At 69.0% G+C, this 21,519-nt stretch carries 17 protein-coding genes and 1 tRNA gene; 11 read left to right on the top strand and 7 right to left on the bottom strand.

What is annotated here, in order from left to right:
* Nucleotides 1–11: 11 nt before the first annotated feature.
* Nucleotides 12–1,055 carry a rhamnose ABC transporter substrate-binding protein gene (rhaS, locus tag ACZZ93_RS08070; protein WP_056276817.1) on the top strand — a complete coding sequence of 348 codons (1,044 nt, stop codon included), beginning with the start codon at nucleotides 12–14 and terminating at the stop codon, nucleotides 1,053–1,055.
* 174 nt (nucleotides 1,056–1,229) lie between these two features.
* On the opposite strand, the gene ACZZ93_RS08065 is transcribed toward rhaS, so the two are convergent.
* The 6 genes from ACZZ93_RS08065 to ACZZ93_RS08040 all read right to left on the bottom strand — a co-directional run bounded on the left by ACZZ93_RS08065 (nucleotide 1,230) and on the right by ACZZ93_RS08040 (nucleotide 8,203).
* Nucleotides 1,230–2,627: a rhamnulokinase gene (locus tag ACZZ93_RS08065; protein WP_463510827.1), complete on the bottom strand. Its 1,398-nt coding sequence runs from the start codon at nucleotides 2,625–2,627 to the stop codon at nucleotides 1,230–1,232.
* Nucleotides 2,624–4,660 carry a bifunctional aldolase/short-chain dehydrogenase gene (locus tag ACZZ93_RS08060; protein ID WP_463510826.1) on the bottom strand — a complete coding sequence of 679 codons (2,037 nt, stop codon included), beginning with the start codon at nucleotides 4,658–4,660 and terminating at the stop codon, nucleotides 2,624–2,626. Before ACZZ93_RS08060 ends, ACZZ93_RS08065 begins: the two co-directional genes overlap by 4 nt.
* The gene (locus ACZZ93_RS08055; RefSeq protein WP_056276823.1) at nucleotides 4,657–5,511 is read right to left on the bottom strand and encodes an alpha/beta hydrolase; all 855 of its coding nucleotides are present in this window, start codon (nucleotides 5,509–5,511) and stop codon (nucleotides 4,657–4,659) included. The genes ACZZ93_RS08060 and ACZZ93_RS08055 overlap by 4 nt, the downstream gene beginning before the upstream one ends.
* A 75-nt stretch (nucleotides 5,512–5,586) precedes the next feature.
* The gene (gene rhaI, locus ACZZ93_RS08050; protein ID WP_053098756.1) at nucleotides 5,587–6,753 is read right to left on the bottom strand and encodes an L-rhamnose isomerase; all 1,167 of its coding nucleotides are present in this window, start codon (nucleotides 6,751–6,753) and stop codon (nucleotides 5,587–5,589) included.
* Nucleotides 6,750–7,142, bottom strand: coding sequence for an L-rhamnose mutarotase (locus tag ACZZ93_RS08045; protein ID WP_463510825.1), 393 nt, complete (start codon nucleotides 7,140–7,142; stop codon nucleotides 6,750–6,752). The genes rhaI and ACZZ93_RS08045 overlap by 4 nt, the downstream gene beginning before the upstream one ends.
* 95 nt (nucleotides 7,143–7,237) lie before the next feature.
* A complete protein-coding gene (locus ACZZ93_RS08040) occupies nucleotides 7,238–8,203 on the bottom strand; it encodes a serine hydrolase domain-containing protein (protein ID WP_463510824.1) in 966 nt (321 codons plus the stop codon).
* Nucleotides 8,204–8,268: 65 nt separating this feature from the next.
* Between ACZZ93_RS08040 and ACZZ93_RS08035 the strand changes: the two genes are divergently transcribed.
* The 9 genes from ACZZ93_RS08035 to ACZZ93_RS07995 all read left to right on the top strand — a co-directional run bounded on the left by ACZZ93_RS08035 (nucleotide 8,269) and on the right by ACZZ93_RS07995 (nucleotide 17,574).
* A complete protein-coding gene (locus ACZZ93_RS08035; RefSeq protein ID WP_187249932.1) occupies nucleotides 8,269–10,044 on the top strand; it encodes an ABC transporter ATP-binding protein in 1,776 nt (591 codons plus the stop codon).
* Nucleotides 10,045–10,072: 28 nt separating this feature from the next.
* Nucleotides 10,073–11,164: a Gfo/Idh/MocA family protein gene (locus ACZZ93_RS08030; protein ID WP_463510823.1), complete on the top strand. Its 1,092-nt coding sequence runs from the start codon at nucleotides 10,073–10,075 to the stop codon at nucleotides 11,162–11,164.
* Entirely contained in the window at nucleotides 11,161–12,093 is a 933-nt protein-coding gene (locus tag ACZZ93_RS08025; RefSeq protein ID WP_463510822.1) for a glycoside hydrolase family protein, read from the top strand. Before ACZZ93_RS08030 ends, ACZZ93_RS08025 begins: the two co-directional genes overlap by 4 nt.
* A gap of 163 nt (nucleotides 12,094–12,256) precedes the next feature.
* Entirely contained in the window at nucleotides 12,257–13,552 is a 1,296-nt protein-coding gene (locus ACZZ93_RS08020; protein ID WP_463510821.1) for an ABC transporter substrate-binding protein, read from the top strand.
* A gap of 67 nt (nucleotides 13,553–13,619) precedes the next feature.
* Nucleotides 13,620–14,621, top strand: coding sequence for a carbohydrate ABC transporter permease (locus ACZZ93_RS08015; protein ID WP_053098763.1), 1,002 nt, complete (start codon nucleotides 13,620–13,622; stop codon nucleotides 14,619–14,621).
* Entirely contained in the window at nucleotides 14,618–15,559 is a 942-nt protein-coding gene (locus ACZZ93_RS08010; RefSeq protein ID WP_053098764.1) for a carbohydrate ABC transporter permease, read from the top strand. The genes ACZZ93_RS08015 and ACZZ93_RS08010 overlap by 4 nt, the downstream gene beginning before the upstream one ends.
* A gap of 2 nt (nucleotides 15,560–15,561) precedes the next feature.
* Nucleotides 15,562–16,239 carry a hypothetical protein gene (locus ACZZ93_RS08005; protein ID WP_463510820.1) on the top strand — a complete coding sequence of 226 codons (678 nt, stop codon included), beginning with the start codon at nucleotides 15,562–15,564 and terminating at the stop codon, nucleotides 16,237–16,239.
* A 42-nt stretch (nucleotides 16,240–16,281) separates the two neighbouring features.
* Nucleotides 16,282–17,283 carry a LacI family DNA-binding transcriptional regulator gene (locus tag ACZZ93_RS08000; protein WP_463510819.1) on the top strand — a complete coding sequence of 334 codons (1,002 nt, stop codon included), beginning with the start codon at nucleotides 16,282–16,284 and terminating at the stop codon, nucleotides 17,281–17,283.
* 202 nt (nucleotides 17,284–17,485) lie between these two features.
* Nucleotides 17,486–17,574 (top strand) — tRNA-Ser (locus tag ACZZ93_RS07995).
* A gap of 37 nt (nucleotides 17,575–17,611) precedes the next feature.
* Here the strand turns inward: ACZZ93_RS07995 and ACZZ93_RS07990 are convergent.
* A complete protein-coding gene (locus ACZZ93_RS07990; RefSeq protein ID WP_463510818.1) occupies nucleotides 17,612–20,236 on the bottom strand; it encodes an excinuclease ABC subunit UvrA in 2,625 nt (874 codons plus the stop codon).
* Nucleotides 20,237–20,463: 227 nt separating this feature from the next.
* Between ACZZ93_RS07990 and ACZZ93_RS07985 the strand changes: the two genes are divergently transcribed.
* Nucleotides 20,464–21,504 (top strand): aldo/keto reductase, encoded by a 1,041-nt coding sequence (locus ACZZ93_RS07985; protein WP_463510817.1) that lies wholly within the window; start codon nucleotides 20,464–20,466, stop codon nucleotides 21,502–21,504.
* Nucleotides 21,505–21,519: the final 15 nt, after the last annotated feature.

Below are 21,519 nucleotides of genomic sequence, written 5' to 3'. Positions count from 1 at the left end.
AAGGAAGAACAATGACGTTTGCACGTAAGAAGATCGCGGGGTTCGCGGCGGTCGCCGTGGCCGCAGCGCTCGTGCTGAGCGGCTGCGCCGACACCAGCGGCGGATCCGGAGGCTCGGGTTCAGAGGGTGAAGGCGGATCCGACAACCTCGCGATCACGTTCCTGCCCAAGAACCTCGGCAACCCGTACTTCGACACCTCGAGCGAGGGCGGCAAGACCGCCGTCGACGAGTTCGGCGGCACGTTCGCCGAGGTCGGCCCGGCCGAGGCCACCCCCGACGCCCAGGTCAGCTACATCAACACCGCGACGCAGCAGGCCGTGGGCGCGCTCGTCGTCTCGGCGAACGACCCGAAGGCGATCTGCGACGCGCTGAACGAGGCCCGTGACGCCGGCGTCAAGGTCGTCACCTTCGACTCCGACACGAACCCCGAGTGCCGCGACCTGTTCATCAACCAGGCCGACTCCGAGGGCATCGCCAAGGTGCAGGTCGACCTGATCGCCGACCAGATCGGCGGAGCCGGCGAGGTCGCGATCCTGTCGGCATCCGCCAACGCGACCAACCAGAACGCCTGGATCGACCTGATGAAGGAGTACGTCGCCAGCGAGTACCCCGACATCACGATCGTCGAGACCGTCTACGGTGACGACGACGACCAGACGTCGTTCGACAAGACCGCTGCGCTGCTGCAGAGCCACCCGAACCTGAAGGGCATCATCTCGCCCACCACGGTCGGCATCGCGGCTGCGGCGCGGTACGTGTCCACCTCGGACTACAAGGGCAAGGTCGCCATCACCGGTCTCGGCACGCCGAACCAGATGCGCGAGTACGTCGAAGACGGCACCGTCACCGCGTTCGCGCTGTGGAACCCTGCCGACCTCGGCTACCTGGCCGCGTTCGCCTCCAAGGCGCTGATCGAGGGTGAGATCACCGGCGAAGAGGGCGACACCTTCGAGGCCGGAGACCTCGGCGAGTACACGGTCGGCGCCGACGGCGTCGTTCTTCTCGGCGACCCGTTCGAGTTCAACGCAGACAACATCGGCGAGTTCGACTTCTGAGTCGAGTTCGTGAGGGGCGTCGGGCTTCGGCCTCGGCGCCCCTTTCCGTGTGCGCCGCGGTGTGCGTTCTCCGGCGCCGGACAGGGCGGGCGTCCGCAGCCGCACAGGGATTCACACCGGCATCCATCGGGGATACGGGCGGTCGGATGAGGGGCTGCGACGGGTGTGAGGGAGTCAGCGCGGGTCGAAGCGCTCCGGTTCGTGCGTCGCGGCGACGAGGGCGCGCAGCTCCTCGAGGGATGCCGGGGCGGCGCCGAGAGCCCGTGCCTGCACGAGCACGTTGCCGAGGGCTGTCGCCTCGACGGGGCCGGCGAGCACGGGACGGCCGGTGCGATCCGCGGTGGCCTGGCACAGCAGACGGTTCAGCGAGCCGCCTCCCACGAGGTGGATGCTGTCGAGTGCGCGCCCTGACAGATCGGCTGCCGTCTGCACGGCATCCGCGAAGGCGGTCGCGATCGACTCGACGATCGATCGGGCGAAGGCGGGTCGCGTCGTCGGAGCCTCGGCCCCGAGCAGTGTCGCGATGCGCGCTGGCATGTCTCCCGGTGCGCTGAGCGACGCGTCGTTCGCGTCGAAGAGGGGCACGTCGTCTGTCACGGCGGAGGCCGCGGCCAGCAGCTCGGGCAGGTCGATCCGCGAGCCGTCCTCCGCCTCCCACGCGCGCACGGTCTCGCTCAGCAGCCAGAGCCCCGTCACGTTGTGCAGGAAGCGGTAGCGACGGTCCACGCCGAGCTCGTGCGTGAAGTTCGCCTCGCGCGCGGCATCCGTCAGCACCGGCTCGGTCAGCTCGACGCCGACCAGCCCCCAGGTGCCGCACGAGATGTAGGCGGAGTGCGGGGTCGACAGGGGAGCGGCGACGACGGCGGATGCTGTGTCGTGCGACCCGACCGCGATCACCGGCAGCTTCTTGCCGATGCGCTCGACCAGGTCCGCGCGGAGTGTGCCGATCGTCTCGCCCGGATCGACGAGCGTCGGCAGGATGTGCGTCGGGATGCCGATGCGCTCGGCGAGCTCGGCGTCCCACTCGCCCGACTCGACGCCGAGGAGCCCGGTGGTCGAGGCGTTCGTCCGCTCGGCCACCGCTGTTCCGGTGAGCAGGAACGCGATGAGGTCGGGAATGAGCAACGCGGTGTCGGCGTCGGCGAGGCGGGCATCGACGCGGTACTGGTACAGCGTGTTGAACGGCAGGAACTGCAGTCCGTTGCGGCCGTAGAGCTCGGCGAAGGGCGCGACCGTGTGCACCTCGTCGACCCCGCGCGCCGTGCGCGCGTCGCGGTAGTGGAACGGCTCGGCGAGGAGTTCGCCGTCTCGCAGCAGGCCGTAGTCGACGGCCCACGAGTCGATGCCGACGCTCTCGATCGCCGGTTCGCGCCGTACCGCCTCGGCGAGCCCTGCGACGACGTGCTCGTAGAGAGCGCCGAAGTCCCAGTGCAGACCGTCTTCGCGCTCGACGGGCCCGTTCGGGAACCGCGAGACGAGTTCGAGGTCGAGCCGGCCGTCGCCGATCCGGCCGATCATGACGCGACCGCTGGTCGCTCCGAGGTCGACGGCGGCGACGGACCGCACCGTCATCGCAGGAACGCCGCAGCGACGCCGGAGTCGACCGGGATATGGAGACCGGTCGTGCGGCTCAGCTCGGGACCCGTCAGCACGTAGACGGCATCCGCCACGTTCTCGGGAACGACCTCGCGCTTGAGGATCGTGCGGTTGGCGTAGAACTGGCCGAGGTCCTCTTCGGCGACACCGTAGGTCGCGGCACGGTTCGCGCCCCAGCCGGAGGCGAAGATACCCGAGCCGCGCACGACACCGTCGGGGTTGATGCCGTTGACGCGGATGCCGAACTCGCCGAGCTCGACGGCCAGCAGCCGCACCTGGTGGGCCTGGTCGGCCTTGGTCGCCGAGTAGGCGATGTTGTTGGGGCCGGCGAAGACGGAGTTCTTCGACGAGATGTAGATGATGTCGCCGCCGAGCTTCTGGTCGATCAGCACGCGGGCCGCGGCCTTCGACACGAGGAACGAGCCCTTCGCCATGACGTCGTGCTGCAGATCCCAGTCCTTCTCGGTGGTCTCGAGCAGCGGCTTCGACAGCGAGAGACCGGCGTTGTTGACGACGAGGTCGACGCCGCCGAACGCGAGCACGGCGTCGTTCAGCGCCGCTTGGATGGCATCCGCATCGGCGACGTTCGCCGCGACGCCGATCGCGACGTCGGTGCTGCCCAGCTCGGCGGCGGCCGCCTGTGCCTTCTCGAGGTCGAGGTCGGCGATGACGACGCAGGCGCCCTCTGCGGCGAGGCGGGTGGCGATGGCCTTGCCGATGCCGCTGGCGGCTCCGGTGACGAAGGCGATGCGTCCCTGGTGCGACTTCGGCTTCGGCATGCGCTGCAGCTTGGCCTCTTCGAGCGCCCAGTACTCGATGTCGAACTTCTCGGCGTCAGAGATGGGCGAGTAGGTCGACAGTGCCTCGGCGCCGCGCATGACGTTGATCGCGTTGACGTAGAACTCACCGGCGACGCGGGCGGTCTGCTTGTTGGCGCCGTAGGCGAACATTCCGATGCCGGGCACGAGCACGATGAGCGGGTCGGCGCCGCGGATCGCGGGCGACTCGGCGGTCGCGTGCGCGTCGTAGTAGGCCTGGTAGTCGGCGCGGTACTCGGTGTGCAGTTCGTGCAGACGGGCGATCTGCTCATCGGCGGATGCCGTGACCGGCAGGTCGAGGATCAGCGGCTTGACCTTGGTGCGCAGGAAGTGGTCGGGGCAGCTGGTGCCGAGAGCCGCGAGTTCAGGGGCGCGCTCGGAGGCGAGGAAGTCGAGGACGACGTCGGAGTCGGTGAAGTGGCCGACCATCGGCTTGTCGGTCGACGCGATCCCGCGAATGGTGCCGGCGAGGGCCGCTGCGCGCTCACGCCGCTCGGCCTCGGGGAGTGCCTCGAAGCCGGCACGGACGCCGCCGAACGGATCGGCCTTGCCGTTGGCCTCGATGTAGGCGGCCGCGGTGTCGATGATCCAGAGGGAGTTGGCTTCGGCCTCCTCCGACGTGTCGCCCCAGGCGGTGATGCCGTGGCCGCCGAGGATCGTGCCGATGGCCTGCGGGTTCTTCGCCTTGATGGCGGCGATGTCGAGTCCGAGCTGGAATCCGGGGCGACGCCACGGAACCCACACGACCTTGTCGCCGAAGATCTTCGCCGTCAGCTCTTCGCCGTCGGCCGCGGTGGCGATCGCGATGCCCGAGTCGGGGTGCAGGTGGTCGACGTGCGCGGCGTCGACGAGCCCGTGCATCGCGGTGTCGATCGACGGAGCTGCACCGCCCTTGCCGTGCAGGCAGTAGTCGAACGCGGCGACCATCTCATCCTCACGGTCGAGGCCCGGGTAGACGTCGACGAGTGCGCGCATGCGGTCGAGGCGCAGCACGGCGAGACCCTGCTCTGTGAGCGTGCCGAGGTCTCCACCCGAACCCTTGACCCACATCAGCTCGACGGGCTGACCCGTGACGGGGTCGGTCTCCGTGCCCTTCGCCGACGTGTTGCCACCGGCGTAGTTGGTGTTCTTCGGGTCGGCGCCCAGGCGGTTCGACCGCTCGATGAGGGCGGCGGCGGTGGGGTTGGTCATGGCTGTTCCCTGTTCTGTGGAGACGTGGCGAGGATGCGGGCGGCGAAGCGGTCGATCGATGCTGTCGCTGCCGCGAGTTCGGGCTGATTGAGGTGGCCGTGGCGGGTGCCCGCCTCGGTCGAGATGTCGATTTCGACGCCCGCGTCGCGCAGCAGGGCGCCGAACGCCTCGCCGGAGACACGGAGCTCGTCGACCTCGCCGTTGATCATGATCGTGGCGGGGAAATGCGAGAGCTGGGCGGGGGACGCGGTGCCGGGCACGGCGTAGACGTCGCCACCGTCGACCGGCCCGCCGAGGTAGTTCTCGTACATGCCGCGCACCGGGTCGGGGCCGAACACGTCGGCATCGGGGTCCGCGTCGAGGGCGGCGCGCAGCGCAGCATCCGGGGCTGCCTGCACGGCGTGGAGCGTCGGATAGGCGAGCACCGCGAGCGCAGGGAAGGGCCCGGGACCGTGACTGAGGCGCAGTGCCGCGCCGGCCGCGAGGTTGCCGCCGGCGCTCGCTCCGCCGATCGACCACGGCCCCTCGGTGAGGCCGGAGTCGACCGCCCAACGGAATGCGGCCTCGACCTCCTCGGAGGCGACCGGGTAGTGCACGCCCTCTCGCTCGGGTGCCCCGGCTGCCGCAGCCCAGGTGCGAGGGAAGGGAGCCAGCGCGTAGTCGACCGACACCACGGCGATGCCGCGCTCGGCGAAGCTCTGCGCGACCCAGTCGGCCTCCGGCATGTCGATCTCACCGGCGGCGAACCCTCCGCCGTGCACCCAGACGAGTCCGGGGCCGACGGGAGAGGTCGGGGTGTACACCCGCACGCGCAGCGGTCCGTGCGGTCCGTCGAGCACCTGCTCGTTCACGGTGTCATCCGTTCTGTCGGGGGGCGTCGGGATGCGGGGATCGGCTCCCGCATCCCGACGGGTCGGGGTGCGGGCTCAGGCGCCCCAGCCGGCCTGCACGCCACCGACGCGGTCGGCGGCGATCTTCTGCTGGTAGCCCGACTCGGCGTAGGCCGCCATCGGGTCGGCTGCGAGGCCGCGCGACTCTCGCCATTCGGCGAGCGCGGGGCGCACGTCGGTGTAGAACGCGTCCATGAAGACGGCGTTGGCGGCGAGCACGTCGCCGGACTTCTGCGCCGCGGTCAGGGCGTCGCGGTCGACGATCAGCGCACGCGCCGTCATCTCCTGCACGTTGAGCACCGAGCGGATCTGACCGGGGATCTTGTCCTCGACGTTGTGGCACTGGTCGAGCATGAACGCCACATCGGGGTTGTTCAGGCCGCCGCCGCGCACGACCTCGAACAGGATGCGGAACAGCTGGAAGGGATCGGCCGCGCCCACGATGAGATCGTCGTCGGCGTAGAAGCGCGAGTTGAAGTCGAACGACCCGAGCTTGCCGAGGCGCAGCAGCTGCATGACGATGAACTCGATGTTGGTGCCGGGTGCGTGGTGGCCCGTGTCGAGGCACACCATGGCCTTGTCGCCGAGGGACGAGACCTGGGCGTAGGACGTGCCCCAGTCGGGAACATCGGTGTGGTAGAACGCCGGCTCGAAGAACTTGTACTCGAGCACGAGGCGCTGGTCGTCGCCGAGGCGTGCGTAGATCTGCTGCAGCGACTCCTGCAGGCGGTCCTGACGGCCGCGCAGGTCGGCCTGCCCCGGGTAGTTCGAGCCCTCGGCGAGCCAGATCTTCAGGTCGCGGCTGCCCGTGGCATCCATCACGTCGATGCAGGCGAGGTGGTGGTCGATCGCCTTCTGGCGGATCGACGGGTCTTCGTGGGTCAGCGCGCCGAACTTGTAGTCGTCGTCCTGGAACGTGTTGGAGTTGATGGTGCCCAGGGTCACGCCGAGGTCCTCGGCGTGCTTGCGCAGGTCGGAGAACGAGTCGACCAGGTCCCACGGGATGTGCAGGGCGACCGAGGGTGCGAGCGCCGTGTACTTGTTCACCTGCGCGGCATCCGCGATCTTCTCCCACGGGTCGCGGGGCGTGCCGGGCGTGCCGAACACCTTGAAGCGCGTGCCGGAGTTGCCGAACGCCCAGCTGGGGAGTTCGATGCCCTGCTGTTCGAGGGCGGCGAGGTTGTCGGACGAGAGGATGCTCATGAGGCGCTGCCTTCGGTGTCGGTGCGGTTGTCGATGTCTGATGCGGGGGAGTCGCCGGCGTCGGCGAGCTGGTCTTCGAGGTGGAACACCTCGGCGAGTGCGGTGGCGGCCTGGTCGGGGCGTCCGTCGAGACCGATGAAGAATCGGCTCATCTCGGACTCCCAGCGCGCGGCGACGGGCGAGGCGGCGAGATACGCCTGGGCGGCGGCATCGTCGTCGGTCTCGTAGTAGCCGACGAGCGTGCCGCCCTCGGCGAGGAACAGCGTGTAGTTACGGCGGCCGGCGGCTGCGATCTCGGCCAGCATCTCGGGCCGGACCGGCGAGTGACGGGCGAGGTATTCGTCGAGCAGTTCAGGACGCACCTGCAACTGGAACGCGACGCGGGTCATGTTGGTTCTCTCTTCATCGAGCGGATTTTGAATCGTTTCATTCAATGTCTCAACCCTAGACACGGGCGAGCGACGTGTCAAGCGAGCGTCGGCGGTCACACGGCGGTGATGACCGCGTTGTCGAGCTGATCGGCGTCCACGCCCGGGCGCACGGCCGCGTTCGTGAGCAGCACCCAGCAGACGCCCGCCGTCGGGTGCACCCAGAACTCCGTGCCCGCCCACCCGCCGTGGCCGAAGACGTCACGGTCCACCAGCCCCGGCGCTCGTGAGCGCAGGTTGAACGTGAAGCCCCAGTCCTGACCGCGCTCAGAGGGGTACGGGTCGAGGCGGGGGATCGCGCCGGTCAGCGGGCGGAGCATCATGGCCAGTCCCGCCGGAGACAGGATGCCGTCTTTCGCGCCCTGGCCGATGCGCAGCAGCTCGGCGCCGAGGTGCAGGAGATCCTCGGCTCTGCCCAGGAGTCCTGCGCCGGGAGCACGCGTGGCGTGGAACCGGTCGAGGTCGAGTCCGCCGACCGCGGCATCCGGAACCCCGAGGGACTCGCTCGGGTCGAGGGTCAGGCCGATCGCGCCGATGCGATGCGCCCAGTCGAATGTGCCGGCATCCCAGGTCGAACCGGTCGCGTGCTCGATCAGCGCCGCGATCCCCTCGAAGGCCAGGGTGGAATACCGCGACGCGGTGCCGGCGGCGAAGTCCCGCCCCTGGCTGAGCAGCTCGTCGCGCAGCGGAAGCGCGGTGTCGAGAGCCGGCTCGGAGATCCCCGAGGTGTGGGACGCGAGGTGCCACAGCCGCACGATGTCGTCACGAGAGGTGCCGAACTGCGGCAGGGCGTCGGCGAGCGGAGTGTTCGGGGTGAGCAGACCCCGCTCGATGGCGCGCGTCGCCGTGATGCCGGTGAGCACCTTCGTGATCGAGAACAGCGGATACACGGCATCCGTCGCGGCCCCGAAGCCCTCGAGGTCGACGATCCCGTCGGCGGTGGCCATGCCGAGCACGGCTGTGGGCAGGCGCTCCGCCTGCACGTGACCACGTGCCCAGTCGAATGCTGCGTCGAAGGTCATGGCTGCTCCTGCTGATTCGGATGGTCGCGCTTCCCAGACGGGTGCGGTGACTCTACGATAGGACCATGGCACAGAAAGCGCTTTCCCATCCGGCCGCGCTCATCGACGGTGATCACCCCACCCGCTCCGTACTGCGCCTCGTCGCCCGCCGTCCCTGGCGACTGACCTTCGCGATCACGGCCTTCGCGATCAAGGAGATCCCGCTCTGGTTCCTGCCGGTGATCACCGCCGCGATCATCGACGTCGTGGCGAGCGACGGCGATGTCACCGAGGTGCTGTGGTGGTTCGCGCTGGCCGCCGTGCTGCTGCTGCAGAACTACCCGAACCACATCATCTACACCCGCAACTTCATGACCGTGGTGCGAGACCTCGGTGCCGATCTCCGCAACGCCCTCACCGCGCGACTGCAGAGCCTCTCGATCGGGTACCACACGAGGATGAGCTCCTCGATCGTGCAGACGAAGGTGGTGCGCGACGTCGAGAACGTCGAGCTCATGCTGCAGCAGGTCACGCATCCGCTCCTGTCGTCGACCATGGTGATGCTCGGCGCACTCAGCATGACGGCGGTCACCGTGCCGCAGTTCCTTCCCGTGTACGCCCTCGCCGTGCCGATCGCGATCGGCATCCGCTACGGCATGCGCAATCGATCGCAGCGTCGCAACGAGGTCTTCCGGCGCGAGATCGAGACGCTGTCGGCCCGCGTCGGCGAGATGGCGTCGCTGATCCCGGTCACCCGCGCTCACGGGCTCGAGGAGACGGCGATCAACCGCGTCGCGGGCGGGGCGGATGGCGTGCGCCGCGCCGGACTCGACCTCGACCTGCTGAACGGCCGGGTGGCCTCGATCTCCTGGGTCGCGATGCAGCTGCTCGGCGTCGCCTGCCTCATGCTCGCCGCCGTGTGCGCGCTCACCGGCTTCCTCCCGATCACGCCGGGCGAGGTCGTGATGCTCTCGAGCTACTTCACGCTGCTGACCGGCGGGCTCACCCAGCTGCTCATGCTCATTCCCGTCGGCGCCCGCGGGCTCGAGTCGGTGCGCTCGATCGCCGAGGTGCTGCAAGAGCCCGACGTCGAGCAGAACTCCGGCAAGCGCGTCGTCTCGGCGGTCGCCGGAGAGATCGTGCTCGACTCTGCGACGCATCGCTACGCGGATGCCGACGACGACGCCCTGTTCGAGATCGATCTGCGGATCGCCCCCGGCGAGACGGTCGCCTTCGTGGGATCGTCGGGCTCGGGCAAGTCGACCCTCCTGAACCTCGTGCTCGGATTCGTCCGTCCGACGAGCGGCCGCATCGTGCTCGACGGCGCCGACATGCAGGAGCTCGACCTGCGCACCGTGCGCCGGTCGATCTCGGTCGTGCCGCAGGAGTCGGTGCTGTTCGAGGGATCGGTCTTCGACAACATCGCCTACGGCATGCCCGACGTCACGCCCGATCGCGTCGAACAGGCGCTGCGAGACGCCAACGCGTGGGAGTTCGTGAGCGAGCAGTCGCAGGGGTGGGACACGGTGGTCGGCGAGCGCGGAGCGCGCCTCTCGGGTGGTCAGCGCCAGCGTCTGGCGATCGCCCGCGCGCTCGTGCGCGATCCGCGGATCCTGCTGCTCGACGAGGCGACGAGCGCGCTCGACCCCGAGTCCGAGGGACTCGTCAAAGAGGCCCTCGAACGGCTCATGCGCGGTCGCACGACGCTCGTGGTCGCGCACCGGCTGTCGACGATCCGGCAGGCCGATCGCATCGTCGTGCTCGAGCACGGACGTATCGTCGAACAGGGCTCGCACGACGAGCTGCTCGCCGCCGACGGGCGATACGCCCGCCTGCACCTGGTGCAGAACGGCATCAGATGACCCCGGCTCAGCGTCCTGAGGAGGAACGATGACAACCGAGAAGACCCTTCGCGCGGCCCTGGTCGGCACCGGGGCGGTGGCGAACGCGCACGCCCGCGCGGTCGCCGCGTACCCGCGCGCCGAGCTCATCGCCGTCGCCGACCTCAGCCGGGAGAAGGCGCAGGAGTTCGCCGGCCGATACGGCATCGATGCCGCCTACGGCGACCTCGAGGAGATGCTCGCCGCCGAGCACCCCGACGTCGTGCTCATCTGCACGCCGCCCGGGCCGCACCGTTCGCAGTCGCTCGCAGCCTTCGCAGCCGGCGCGCATGTGATCGTCGAGAAGCCGCCGGCACCGTCGCTCGATGAGCTCGACGAGATGCGCGCGGCGGCCGAGGCCGCGGGCAGGCAGCTGGCGGTCGTCTTCCAGCAGCGCACCGGCACGGCCGCGGCGCACGTGCGCGGGCTGCTGCAGAGCGGAGCCCTCGGCCGCCCGCTCGTCGCCGTGTGTCAGACGCTCTGGTTCCGTGACGCCGACTACTTCGCGGTGCCGTGGCGCGGCAAGTGGGAGACGGAGGGCGGCGGAACGACCCTGGGCCACGGCATCCACCAGATCGACCTGCTCGCGCACCTGCTGGGCGACTGGTCGTCGGTGCAGGGCAGGCTCTGGCGGCTCGACCGCGAGACCGAGACCGAGGACGTCTCGACCGCGACCATCGTCTTCGACCGGGGAGTGGTCGCGCAGCTCGTCACCAGTGCCGTGTCGCCGCGAGAGACGAGCTCTATCCGCATCGACACCCAGAAGGCCACGGTCACGGTCGACCACGTCTACGGCCACGGTCATGAGAACTGGCGGATCACCCCGGCGCCCGGCTTCGAGCCGGAGGCCGAGGGATGGGCGTTCCCGGATGCCGAGGAGCGCAGCGACCACGAGCCGCTGCTGCGCGACGTGTTCGACGCTCTGCTGGAGGGCGCACCCCTGCCTCCTACCGCTGATGCGCCCGCACGCTCGCTCGAGATCGTGGCGGCCATCTACGCCTCGGCCGCCGCAGACGGCACGGTGATCACCCCCGAGCTTCTGGGCTCGCACCCCACGCACCGGGCCGGCTTCGCGAGTCCGGTCACCGATCTCCGCAGATGAGAGAGCTCTACCGCGACCCCGTCTACGACGGCGCCACCGACCCGCGGGTCGTGGTCGACGCCGACGGGCTGTGGTGGATGTTCTACACCCAGCGTCGGGCGAGCCTCGCCGATGCGGGACCGGGGGTGTCGTGGGTGCACGGCAGCCGGATCGGGGTCGCGACATCGACCGACGGCCTGGACTGGCACTACGACGGAACGCTCGAGCCCACGGCATCCGATCTCGTCCTCGAGACCGGCCCGCCGCCCGCCGAGGTCGACCGCACCCACTGGGCCCCGGAGGTCTTCTGGGACGGTGCGCGCTGGCGGATGCATCTCACCGAGATCGACGGCATCCCCGACCGCTGGCCGGGGTTTGCTCGCGCCATCGTCGAGTACGCCTCCGACGACCTGAGGCACTGGTCGAGATGCGGCCCGCTCGTGCTGAGCAGCGATCGTGTGATCGATGCGGCCGTCGCGCGCACGCCCGACGGACTGTGGCGCCTCTGGTACAAGGATGAGGCGGCGGACTCGGTGACCATGGTCGCGTCATCGCCCGACCTCGTGGACTGGTCCCTCGACGGCGTCGCGATCGGAGGACGGCCGCACGAGGGGCCGACCGTGTTCGAGCTCGGCGGTCTCTGGTGGCTGATCGTGGACGAGTGGCGGGGGATGGGCGTCTATCGCTCCGACGACGGCACGCGCTGGACGCGTCAGGGTGATGCGGATGCCGTGATCCTCGCTGATCTGCCGACCGGAGGGGTCGGCAGTCACGGCGCGCAGGTGCGCGTCGGCGACGACCTGTGGTTCTACTTCTTCGCCGCCGCCGCCGCGGAGCGGGCTCCGGCCCACGCTGCGACGGGCGAGCAGAGGCGATCCGCCGTGCATCGCGTGGGGCTCGAGGTCGAGGGCGGGAAGCTGATCGTGAGAGGATCGAAGACCCCGCGGTAATCGATGTAATCCCCGCCGCGAATTGCCGGTTGCGAAACGTTTCAATCTGGATTAGCGTGCAGGTAAGCGTTTTCCCCGCACGATGGAGATCGCATCCCGCACCACATGGACACAGGCGTTCCGCGGCCCTGCCGAACGAGGACGTTCATCAGAGAGGACAACGATGTTCAGCAAGAAGCGTCTGGCGGCCGCAGCGGCCGTCGCCACCAGCGCAGCGCTGGTACTCGCCGGCTGCGCCGGCGGAGGCAGCCCCGAGGGCGAGCCCACGTACGACCCCGACGAGAAGGTCACCCTCGACCTGGCGTTCTGGGGCAACGACGTCCGCGCCGATCTCTACAACCAGGCGATCGAGGCATTCAACGAGGAGTACCCGAACATCTCGGTGAACGCGACGTTCCTCGGGTTCCCGGAGTTCTGGGAGAAGCGCCAGACCGAGGCCGCCGGCGGCGGACTCCCCGACGTCATGCAGTTCGACTACTCGTACCTGCGTCAGTACTCGGAGAACGGCCTGCTGCTCGACCTCGAGCCCTACCTCGGCTCGGTCATCGACACCGAGCCGCTCTCCGAGAACATCCTCGGCATCGGCGTCGTCGATGACACGACCTACGGCATCACCACCTCGACCAACGCGTGGGGCGTTTTCACCAACCCCCAGCTGCTCGAGACCGCAGGCGTCGAGGAGTTCCCCGGGGGCGACTGGGAGGACTACGACGAGTGGATGGGCGAGATCACCGATGCCGGCGCGGGTGAGTTCTGGGGCGGGTCCGACTGGACGGGGCGCATCCAGAACTTCGAGCTGCAGCTGCGCAGCGAGGGCAAGAACCTGTTCGACGAAGACGGCACGCCCGGCTTCGACGAAGACCGTCTGAAGGAGTTCTGGGAGGCCGGAGACGACATCCGTGACGGAGTCGTCGTTCCGCAGCAGGTCGTCGAGGAGCTCAACCCCCTCACCGCGTTCGACGCCGCGAAGAACGCCAGCGAGCTGACGTGGGACAACTTCGGTGCGGGCTACCTCGCCAACCTCGGCGAGAGCTACACCGAGCTCGGCCTCGTCGCCCCGCCGGTCACGAAGGAGGGCGCGAAGGATCTGTACCTGAAGCCCTCGATGCTGCACACGATCTCGGCCAAGACCGAGCACCCGGAGGCGGCGGCGACGCTCGTCAACTTCCTGGTCAACTCGCCCGAGTCCGGCGAGATCTTCGGCACCAACCGTGGCCTCCCCGCATCCGAGACCGCTCTCGAGGCCGCAGAGCTCGATCCCATGAGCCAGCTCGTCAAGGACTACGAGGAGTCGATCGCCGACCGCCTCGGCGACGCTCCGCCCGTGCCGATCGTCGGCTACGGCACCCTCGAGGAGAAGTTCCGGGTGCTGGGCACCGAGCTGAACTTCGGCACCACGACGGTCGACGAGGCCGTGACGCAGTTCTTCTCCGAGATGGACGTCGTCCTCAACCAGTGATCCCGTCGGTGGGCCGGGTGGCATCCGCCCGGCCCACCGCATCCCATCCACTTCGGAAGGAGCTGTCATGAGCACGACGGCGACCAGGACGATCGTCACGGGCAAGAAGTCCGGGCGAGGGCGAGCGCTGCGCAGCGGCCGCCGCCCCGAGAACGAACTCGCGCGGCCGGGCCAGCGCGCACGTCTGCGGCGTGAGACGGCGACCGGCTATGCGTTCCTCACCCCGTGGCTCATCGGCTTCTTCGGTCTCACCGCCGTGCCGATGATCTACTCCCTGTACCTCTCCTTCACGAAGTACAACATCTTCCAGCCGCCCAAGTGGATCGGGCTGGACAACTACATCCGACTCTTCACGAGCGACCCGAACTTCATCCAGTCGGCGCAGATCACCCTCGTCTACGTCTTCATCGGCACTCCGATCACCCTCGCGGCCGCCCTCGGCGTCGCGATGCTCCTGAACTACCGCGACAAGGGCGCCGGCTTCTTCCGCTCCGCCTTCTACGCGCCGTCCCTCATCGGCGGCTCGGTCTCGGTCGCCATCGTGTGGCGGGCCATGTTCTCCTCCGACGGTCCGGTCGACAGCGGTCTGCAGATCTTCGGCGTGGATCTCGGCGGATGGATCGGCAACCCGAGCCTCGTGCTCCCGATGATGATCCTGCTCGCCGTCTGGCAGTTCGGAGCCACGATGGTGATCTTCCTCGCGGGTCTCAAGCAGATCCCCAAGGAGCTGTACGAGGCCGCAGAGATGGACGGCGCGAACGCCTACCGTCGGTTCCGCGCGGTGACGATCCCGATGCTCTCCCCGGTGATGTTCTTCAACCTGCTGCTCGGTCTCATCGGCGCGTTCCAGGTGTTCGCCTCGGCGTACATCATCTCGAACGGCACCGGCGGCCCCGCCGGCATGACGAACTTCATCACCGTGTACCTGTACAAGCGAGGGTTCTCCGACGGACAGATGGGCTACGCGGCCGCGATCGCGTGGGTCCTGCTCGTCGTCGTCGCGATCATCGCCTTCATCCTCTTCCGCACTCAGAGGTCGTGGGTGCACTACTCGGGAGACGACAAATGAGCACCTCCAATCAGGCGACCACGTCCGGCGCCGCATCCACTCCGGTCTTCGCCGCGCAGCAGACGACGCCCGTCGGTCCGCCCGCCCCGCGTCGACGCATCAAGCGCAAGACCTGGCAGACCGTCATCTGGTTCATCGGTCTCCTCGTGCTCACCGCGGTGGTGCTCTACCCGTTGTTGTGGCTGTTCCTGTCGACGTTCAAGCCGAACTCCGAGTTCGGTCAGAACCCGGGGCTGCTGCCGCAGGCGCCGACGCTCGACAACTACGGGAAGGTCATGGAGGGCATCGCCGGAGTGCCGATGTGGCGCTTCTTCCTGAACTCGCTGATCCTCGCGGTCTCGGCCGTCGTCGGCACGGTGCTCTCGTCGGCGCTCGCCGCCTACGCCTTCGCACGAGTGCAGTTCAAGGGACTCGGCGTGCTGTTCGCCGCGATGATCGGCACGCTGCTGCTGCCGTTCCACGTCGTGATCATCCCGCAGTACATCATCTTCAACCAGCTCGGATGGGTCGACACCTTCATCCCGCTGATCCTGCCGAAGTTCCTCGCCACCGAGGCGTTCTTCGTCTTCCTTCTCGTGCAGTTCATCCGCCAGATGCCCCGCGACATGGATGAAGCGGCGCGCATCGACGGAGCAGGCCACCTGCGGATCTTCTGGTCGATCATCCTGCCGCTCATCAAGCCCGCCCTGATCACCTGCGCGATCTTCTCGTTCATCTGGGCGTGGAACGACTTCCTCGGCCCGCTGCTCTACCTGACGAGCCCCGAGAACTACCCGCTGCCGATCGCGCTGCGCCTCTACAACGACCAGACCTCGTCGTCCGACTACGGCGCGACGGTCACGGCGTCGTTCGTGGCCCTCGTGCCGGTGCTGCTGTTCTTCGTGGTCTTCCAGCGCTTCCTCGTCGACGGAGTCGCCACGCAGGGACTGAAGGGCTAGTCATGTCGGTCATCAACGCAGAGCGTCGGGCGCACCGGGCGGCGAAGCGCGAGGCGCGGTCGGGCGCCGGCCCGACGGTCGCCGGTGTCGAGCCCGGGGTCAACCCCGGAGCGACCGCCAAGTTCGGTCTGTTCGGCGAGGTGCTCACGGTCGGACTACTGATGACGATCATCGCCCTCGGCGTCGTCACGCTGCCGATCGCCCTGGCCGCCGGCATCCGTCACCTGCGTCGCTTCGTCGCCGCGGAGGATTCGCGCACGGCCCTGTTCTGGGACGACGTGCGCACCGGCATCCTGCCCTCGCTCCGCGTCGGGGTGCCGGCGGCGCTGATCGCCGCCGTGCTCACGGTCGACGTCGTGCTCGCGGGCTCGGGCGCACTGCCCGGTGGCGAGATCATCGCGGTCATCGGCTGGGCGGGGCTGCTCGCTCTCGCGGTCGCCGTGCTGCTCGCCGCCGGCGCCTGGTCGCCGTCGACCGGGTGGAACGCCGCGGTCCGCGCGGTGCCGGGGATGATCACAGCGGATGCCGCCGGAGCCGCGTACATCGCGGCCGCGGCCGTCTTCACCGGTGTCGTGACCTGGGCGCTCGCGCCCCTGTTCATCGCGGGCATCGGCTGCGCGGCGCTCGCCGTCGTCGCGGTTCCCGGGCGTCGTCGGCGCGGAGTTCACCCCGCGGAATGAGAAGGTAGTCGTGGCGCACGCGCGGACGGATGGAGGCAGGCCATGGCGGTAGGGGTGAAGGACGTGGCGGCTGCGGCCGGCGTCTCGGTCGGCACCGTCTCGAACGTGCTCAATCAGCCCGAGCGCGTGTCCGCCAAGACGGTCGAGCGCGTGCAGCGGGTGATCCAGGAACTCGGCTTCGTGCGCAACGACGCCGCCAGGCAGCTGCGCGCAGGTCGCAGCCGCAGCATCGGACTCGTGGTGCCCGACATCGGCAACCCGTTCTTCGCCGAGGTCGTGCGCGGCGCGGAGGACCGGGCAGCGGATGCCGGCATGACGGTGCTGCTCGGCAACAGCGACGAGCGAGACGAGCGCCAGGTCGCGCACCTCGAGCTCTTCCAGGAGCAGCGGGTCAACGGCGTGCTGCTCACACCCGCCACCGACGACCTCTCGGCCGTGCATCGATTCGCCGCGGGCGGCATGCCGGTGATCCTCGTCGACCGCGAGGTGGAGGAGGGGCTGCTGCCGTCGGTCTCGGTCGATGACGTCGAAGGCGGACGCCTGGCTGCCGATCACCTGCTGGCTTCGGGACGTCGCCGGCTGGCATTCGTCGGAGGACCGCAGTCGGTGCAGCAGGTCGCCGATCGTCTGCGCGGCGTGCAGGCGGCCGCCGCCGCTCACCCCGATGTCACTCTCGAGATCTTCGAGCAGTCCGCGCTCACGGTGCTCCAGGGCAGGGCTGCGGGCGAGGCCATCGCGGCGCGTGGGCCTGAATCGCGCCCGGATGCCGTCTTCGCCGCGAACGACCTGCTCGCCGTCGGGCTGCTGCAGGCGTTCAGCTTCGGCTCCGGCATCCGTGTGCCCCAGGACATCGCCATGGTCGGCTATGACGACATCGACTTCGCCTCGGCGACCGTCGTGCCGCTGAGCTCCGTGCGCCAGCCCGCCAGGCTGCTCGGCTGGACCGGGGTGGATCTGCTGCTGAAGGAGCTCGACGGCGTCGAGCACGACCGTCGCGTGCGGTTCCAGCCCGAACTCGTGGTGCGCGAATCGAGCGCCGGCTGAGGGATCGTCTCGGTCACGCGCCGTCACCCGTGCTGTGTGCATGACCGGAGCACGGATGCGGGAGCATCCGTCGGGTCTCGTCCTGCAGATGTGCTTTCGTCCTGCAGGCGGCCCGGCCGAGGACCCTGAGCCCCGATTCGTTCCAGCCACGGGAACCCGTTATGATTGCAAGGTGCATCCGCTCTTCACGGTTCGGATGCCTGGAGACGTCGCATAGTCCGGCCGAGTGCACCACCCTGCTAAGGTGGAGTCCCCTCACGGGGACCAGGGGTTCAAATCCCCTCGTCTCCGCAGAAGGAATCCCTGCCTCGGCAGGGATTTTCTGTTCTCAGGCGCTGACTCCGAGTTCCTGAGCCGCGATGGCATCCGCGAGGTACGACGCCGTGGTGCTTCCGCTCGCGGCGGCGACGGAACGCGGAGTTCCCTGCGCCACGACAGTGCCGCCGAGCTCTCCGGCTCCCGGTCCCATGTCGATCACCCAGTCGGCCTGTGCGACCACGCGCATGTCGTGCTCGACCATCACGACCGTGTTGCCGGCGTCGACGAGATGCTGAAGATGGACGAGCAGCCGATCGGTGTCCGACGGATGCAGTCCTGAGGTGGGCTCATCGAGCAGGTAGAGGGTGTCGCCGTGCTGGGCGCGCCGCAGTTCGGACGCCAGCTTCACGCGCTGCGCCTCGCCGCCGGAGAGCTCGGTCGCCGACTGGCCCAGCGGCAGATACCCGAGCCCAACGTCGAGGAGGGCATCGAGGTGTCGCGCGACGTCGGCATCGTCCTCGAAGAGGACACGCGCGTCGTTCACGCTCAGGGCGAGGACGTCGGCGATGGTGTGCCCGTGGAGCTCGATCTCGAGGGTCTCCGGGTTGTAGCGCGTGCCGCCGCAGGTGCCGCAGGGGGCGTGGACGGTGGGGAGGAAGAGCAGCTCCACCTCGACCGTGCCCTCGCCCTTGCACGTGGGGCATCTCCCGCTCGCCAGGTTGAACGAGAACCGGCTCGCGGCGTAGCGCCTCCGACGTGCTTCCGGTGTCGCGGCGAACAGCGCGCGGACGCGGTCGAAGAGCCCGGTGTACGTCGCCACGTTCGATCGAGAGGTGCGGCCGATCGGCTTCTGACTGACCTGCACCACGCGTCGCACGCGGTCGGCGGGGCCGGAGGCGCGACCCGTCGTGTGGGCGATCGGTGCGGAGAACAGCGGATCAGCTGCTGCGCTGCCCTGCTCTTCCCTCGTCGACGTGTCGGTCGACGAGCCGTCCACCTCGCTGGAGAGGCTGCTCTGCAGCAGGTCGGGCAGGGCCTGGGTGACGAGAGACGACTTGCCCGAACCGGAGACGCCCGTGACGGCGGTGAGGCAGCCGAGGGGGATCGACACCGAGACGCTGCGGAGATTGTTCCGCGAGACGTCGACGAGCACGAGTTCGGCATCGGGCTCGCGAGGGGCCTGCGGCTGTGCCGTCGGCTGCTCGGCCCGCAGGTCGTCGGCGAACAGATATCGTCTCGTCTGGGAGCGCTCCGCGTCCCGCAGCCCGTCGATCGGGCCGGAATAGACGATCTCACCGCCGGTGGATCCCGCTCCGGGGCCGATGTCGACGATCCAGTCCGCATGCCGGATCACGTCGAGGGAGTGCTCGACGAAGAAGACCGTGTTTCCGGAGTCTCGCAACGAGCGGAGGATGCGCACGAGCGCTTCGCCGTCGGCGGGGTGGAGGCCGGCAGACGGCTCGTCGAGCACGAACATGACCCCGAACAGCTGTGACAGCACCTGGGTCGCGAGCCGCATGCGCTGCAGCTCACCCGACGAGAGCGTCGGGGTCGAGCGATCCAGCGAGAGGTAGCCCAGACCGAGCTCGATGATGGGGGAGATCCGATCGCGCAGCTCGTCGACCAGCCGGTGCGCCGCGAGCTTCTTCTCGGGTGGGAGCGCTTCGCCACCGGCGCCGGGGGCATCCGTTCCGTTGCCGGAGGAGTCGAGTGCCGTCTCGAGGAGTGCCTCGAGGTCCGCGAGTGGCTTTGCGGCCATCTCGGTGATGTCGAGACCGGCGAACGTCACGGCGAGCGCCTCGGGCTTCAGGCGGCGTCCGTCGCACATCGGGCAGCGGACGCTGACCATGAAGCTCGCCGCCTTCTCGCGCATCTTCGCGCTCTTCGAGTTGGCGAAGGTGTTGAGCACGTACTGCCTCACGCCGACGAACGTGCTCATGTACGAGGGCTCAATGCCGGCCGCGACGGCCTTGCGCACCTGCGCCGGGCCGCGGTCGGTGAACACCGGAACCTGAGGGGACTCCTCGGTGTAGAGCACCCACTGACGCTGCTTCTCAGGCAGATCGCGCCACGGGATGTCGATGTCGTAGCCGAGCGATATCAGGCTGTCGATGAGCTGCTTGCCGTGCCAGGCGCGCGGCCAGGCGTCGAGCGCACGGTCGCGGATCGACAGCGACTCGTCGGGGACCATGAGGTGCAGCGGCACGTCGTACACCTGCCCGATCCCGTGGCAGCGCGGGCACGCGCCCTGCACGGTGTTCGCGGAGAAGTCCTCGGCGAACAGCGGCTCCGCCCCACTGGGGTATGTGCCCACTCGCGAGAACAGCATGCGGATGACGTTGCCGATCGACGTGGCGCTGCCGACGGTCGATCGAGCGCTTCCCGCGGTGCGCTGCTGGGGGAGGGCCACCGCCGGAGGCAGCCCGCCGATGGCGTCGACGTCGGGGATGTCGACCTGGCTCATCAGGCGCCTCGCGTAGGGCGCCACCGACTCGAAGTACCGACGCTGCGCCTCGGCGTACAACGTGCCGAATGCGAGGGAGCTCTTGCCCGAGCCGGAGACGCCGGTGAAGGCCACGAGGGCGTCGCGGGGTATCGCGACGCTCACGTCGCGAAGATTGTGCACCCGTGCTCCGGTCACGACGATGGCGTTCGACGTGCCGGACAGCTTCGACGGTGGGGTCCCGCCCATCATGGACCTCTTCTCGTTTCCCGCGGGGAGCGGGGTGAATGCGATGATCGCCGTCTCTCCGTCACGCTACCCCGACCGTCGGACTTCGTCGGTGTGGTTGACAGCGGTCGGTCGGGCCTGCGAGCGCGGACACCCGTATGCCGGCGCAGCATGCATCGGAGTCCTGGTCCCGCTGTGCGAGAAAGCGCTATCCTGAAGCTCTTCCCGCCTCGGATCCAGGAGCGTCCCTCATGCCCATCGCCGCCGATGACCCCCGCCTGACGCATGCCTACGAGGCTGCGGCCACCCGCTACACCGACGTGCCGTTCCAGCGCGCAGGCTCCAGCGGGGTGAAGCTGCCGAAGGTGTCGCTCGGACTCTGGCAGAACTTCGGTCGCGACCGCACCTTCGACAGTCAGCGCGAGATCGTGGTGCACGCGTTCGACCGCGGTGTCGTGCACATCGACCTCGCGAACAACTACGGTCCGCCGTACGGGTCCGCCGAGTCGACGTTCGGGGCCGTTCTCGACAGCGGGCTCGCCCGCTACCGTGACGAGCTGTTCGTCACGACCAAGGCCGGCTACGACATGTGGCCGGGGCCGTTCGGCGACGGCGGATCGCGCAAGTACCTCATGCGCTCGCTCGAGCAGAGTCTGCAGCGCATGAACACCGACTACGTCGACGTGTTCTACTCGCACCGCCCCGACCCCGAGACCCCGCTGGAGGAGACGGTCACGGCGCTCGCCGACATCGTGCGCAGCGGCAAGGCGCTGTACGTGGGCATCTCGAACTACCCGGCCGAGCTGGCGCGTCGCGCGTATCAGCTGCTCGCGGATCAGGGCGTGAGGCTGCTGTTGCACCAGCCGCGGTACTCGCTGTTCGACCGCACTCCCGAGGCCGAGCTGTTCGCGGCGCTGCGCGAGCTGGAGATCGGCAGCGCCGTGTTCTCGCCGCTCGCGCAGGGCCTGCTCACCGGCAAGTACATCGATGGTGACGTCCCGGCCGACTCGCGTGCCGCGAACAGCCATTTCCTGAACGGGTCCGCGCTCACCGACAGCTACCTCGAGCGCATCCGCGGCATCGACCGCGTCGCGAAGGACGCGGGCCTCTCGATTCCCCAGCTCGCCGTCGCGTGGGTGCTGCGGGACTCCGTGGTGACCACCGCGATCATCGGTGCATCGCGCACGGGCCAGATCGACGACGCGGTGGCGGCCAGCCAGGTCGAGCTCTCCGACGACGTCGTCACCGCTCTCGAGGAGTTCGCTGCGGCGCCCGGCGCCACCGTCGTCTGACTTTTCCCTGGCGCT

The sequence above is a fragment of the Microbacterium sp. AC026 genome, assembly GCF_979258475.1.
This window is presented reverse-complemented; position numbering and strand designations above follow the sequence as displayed.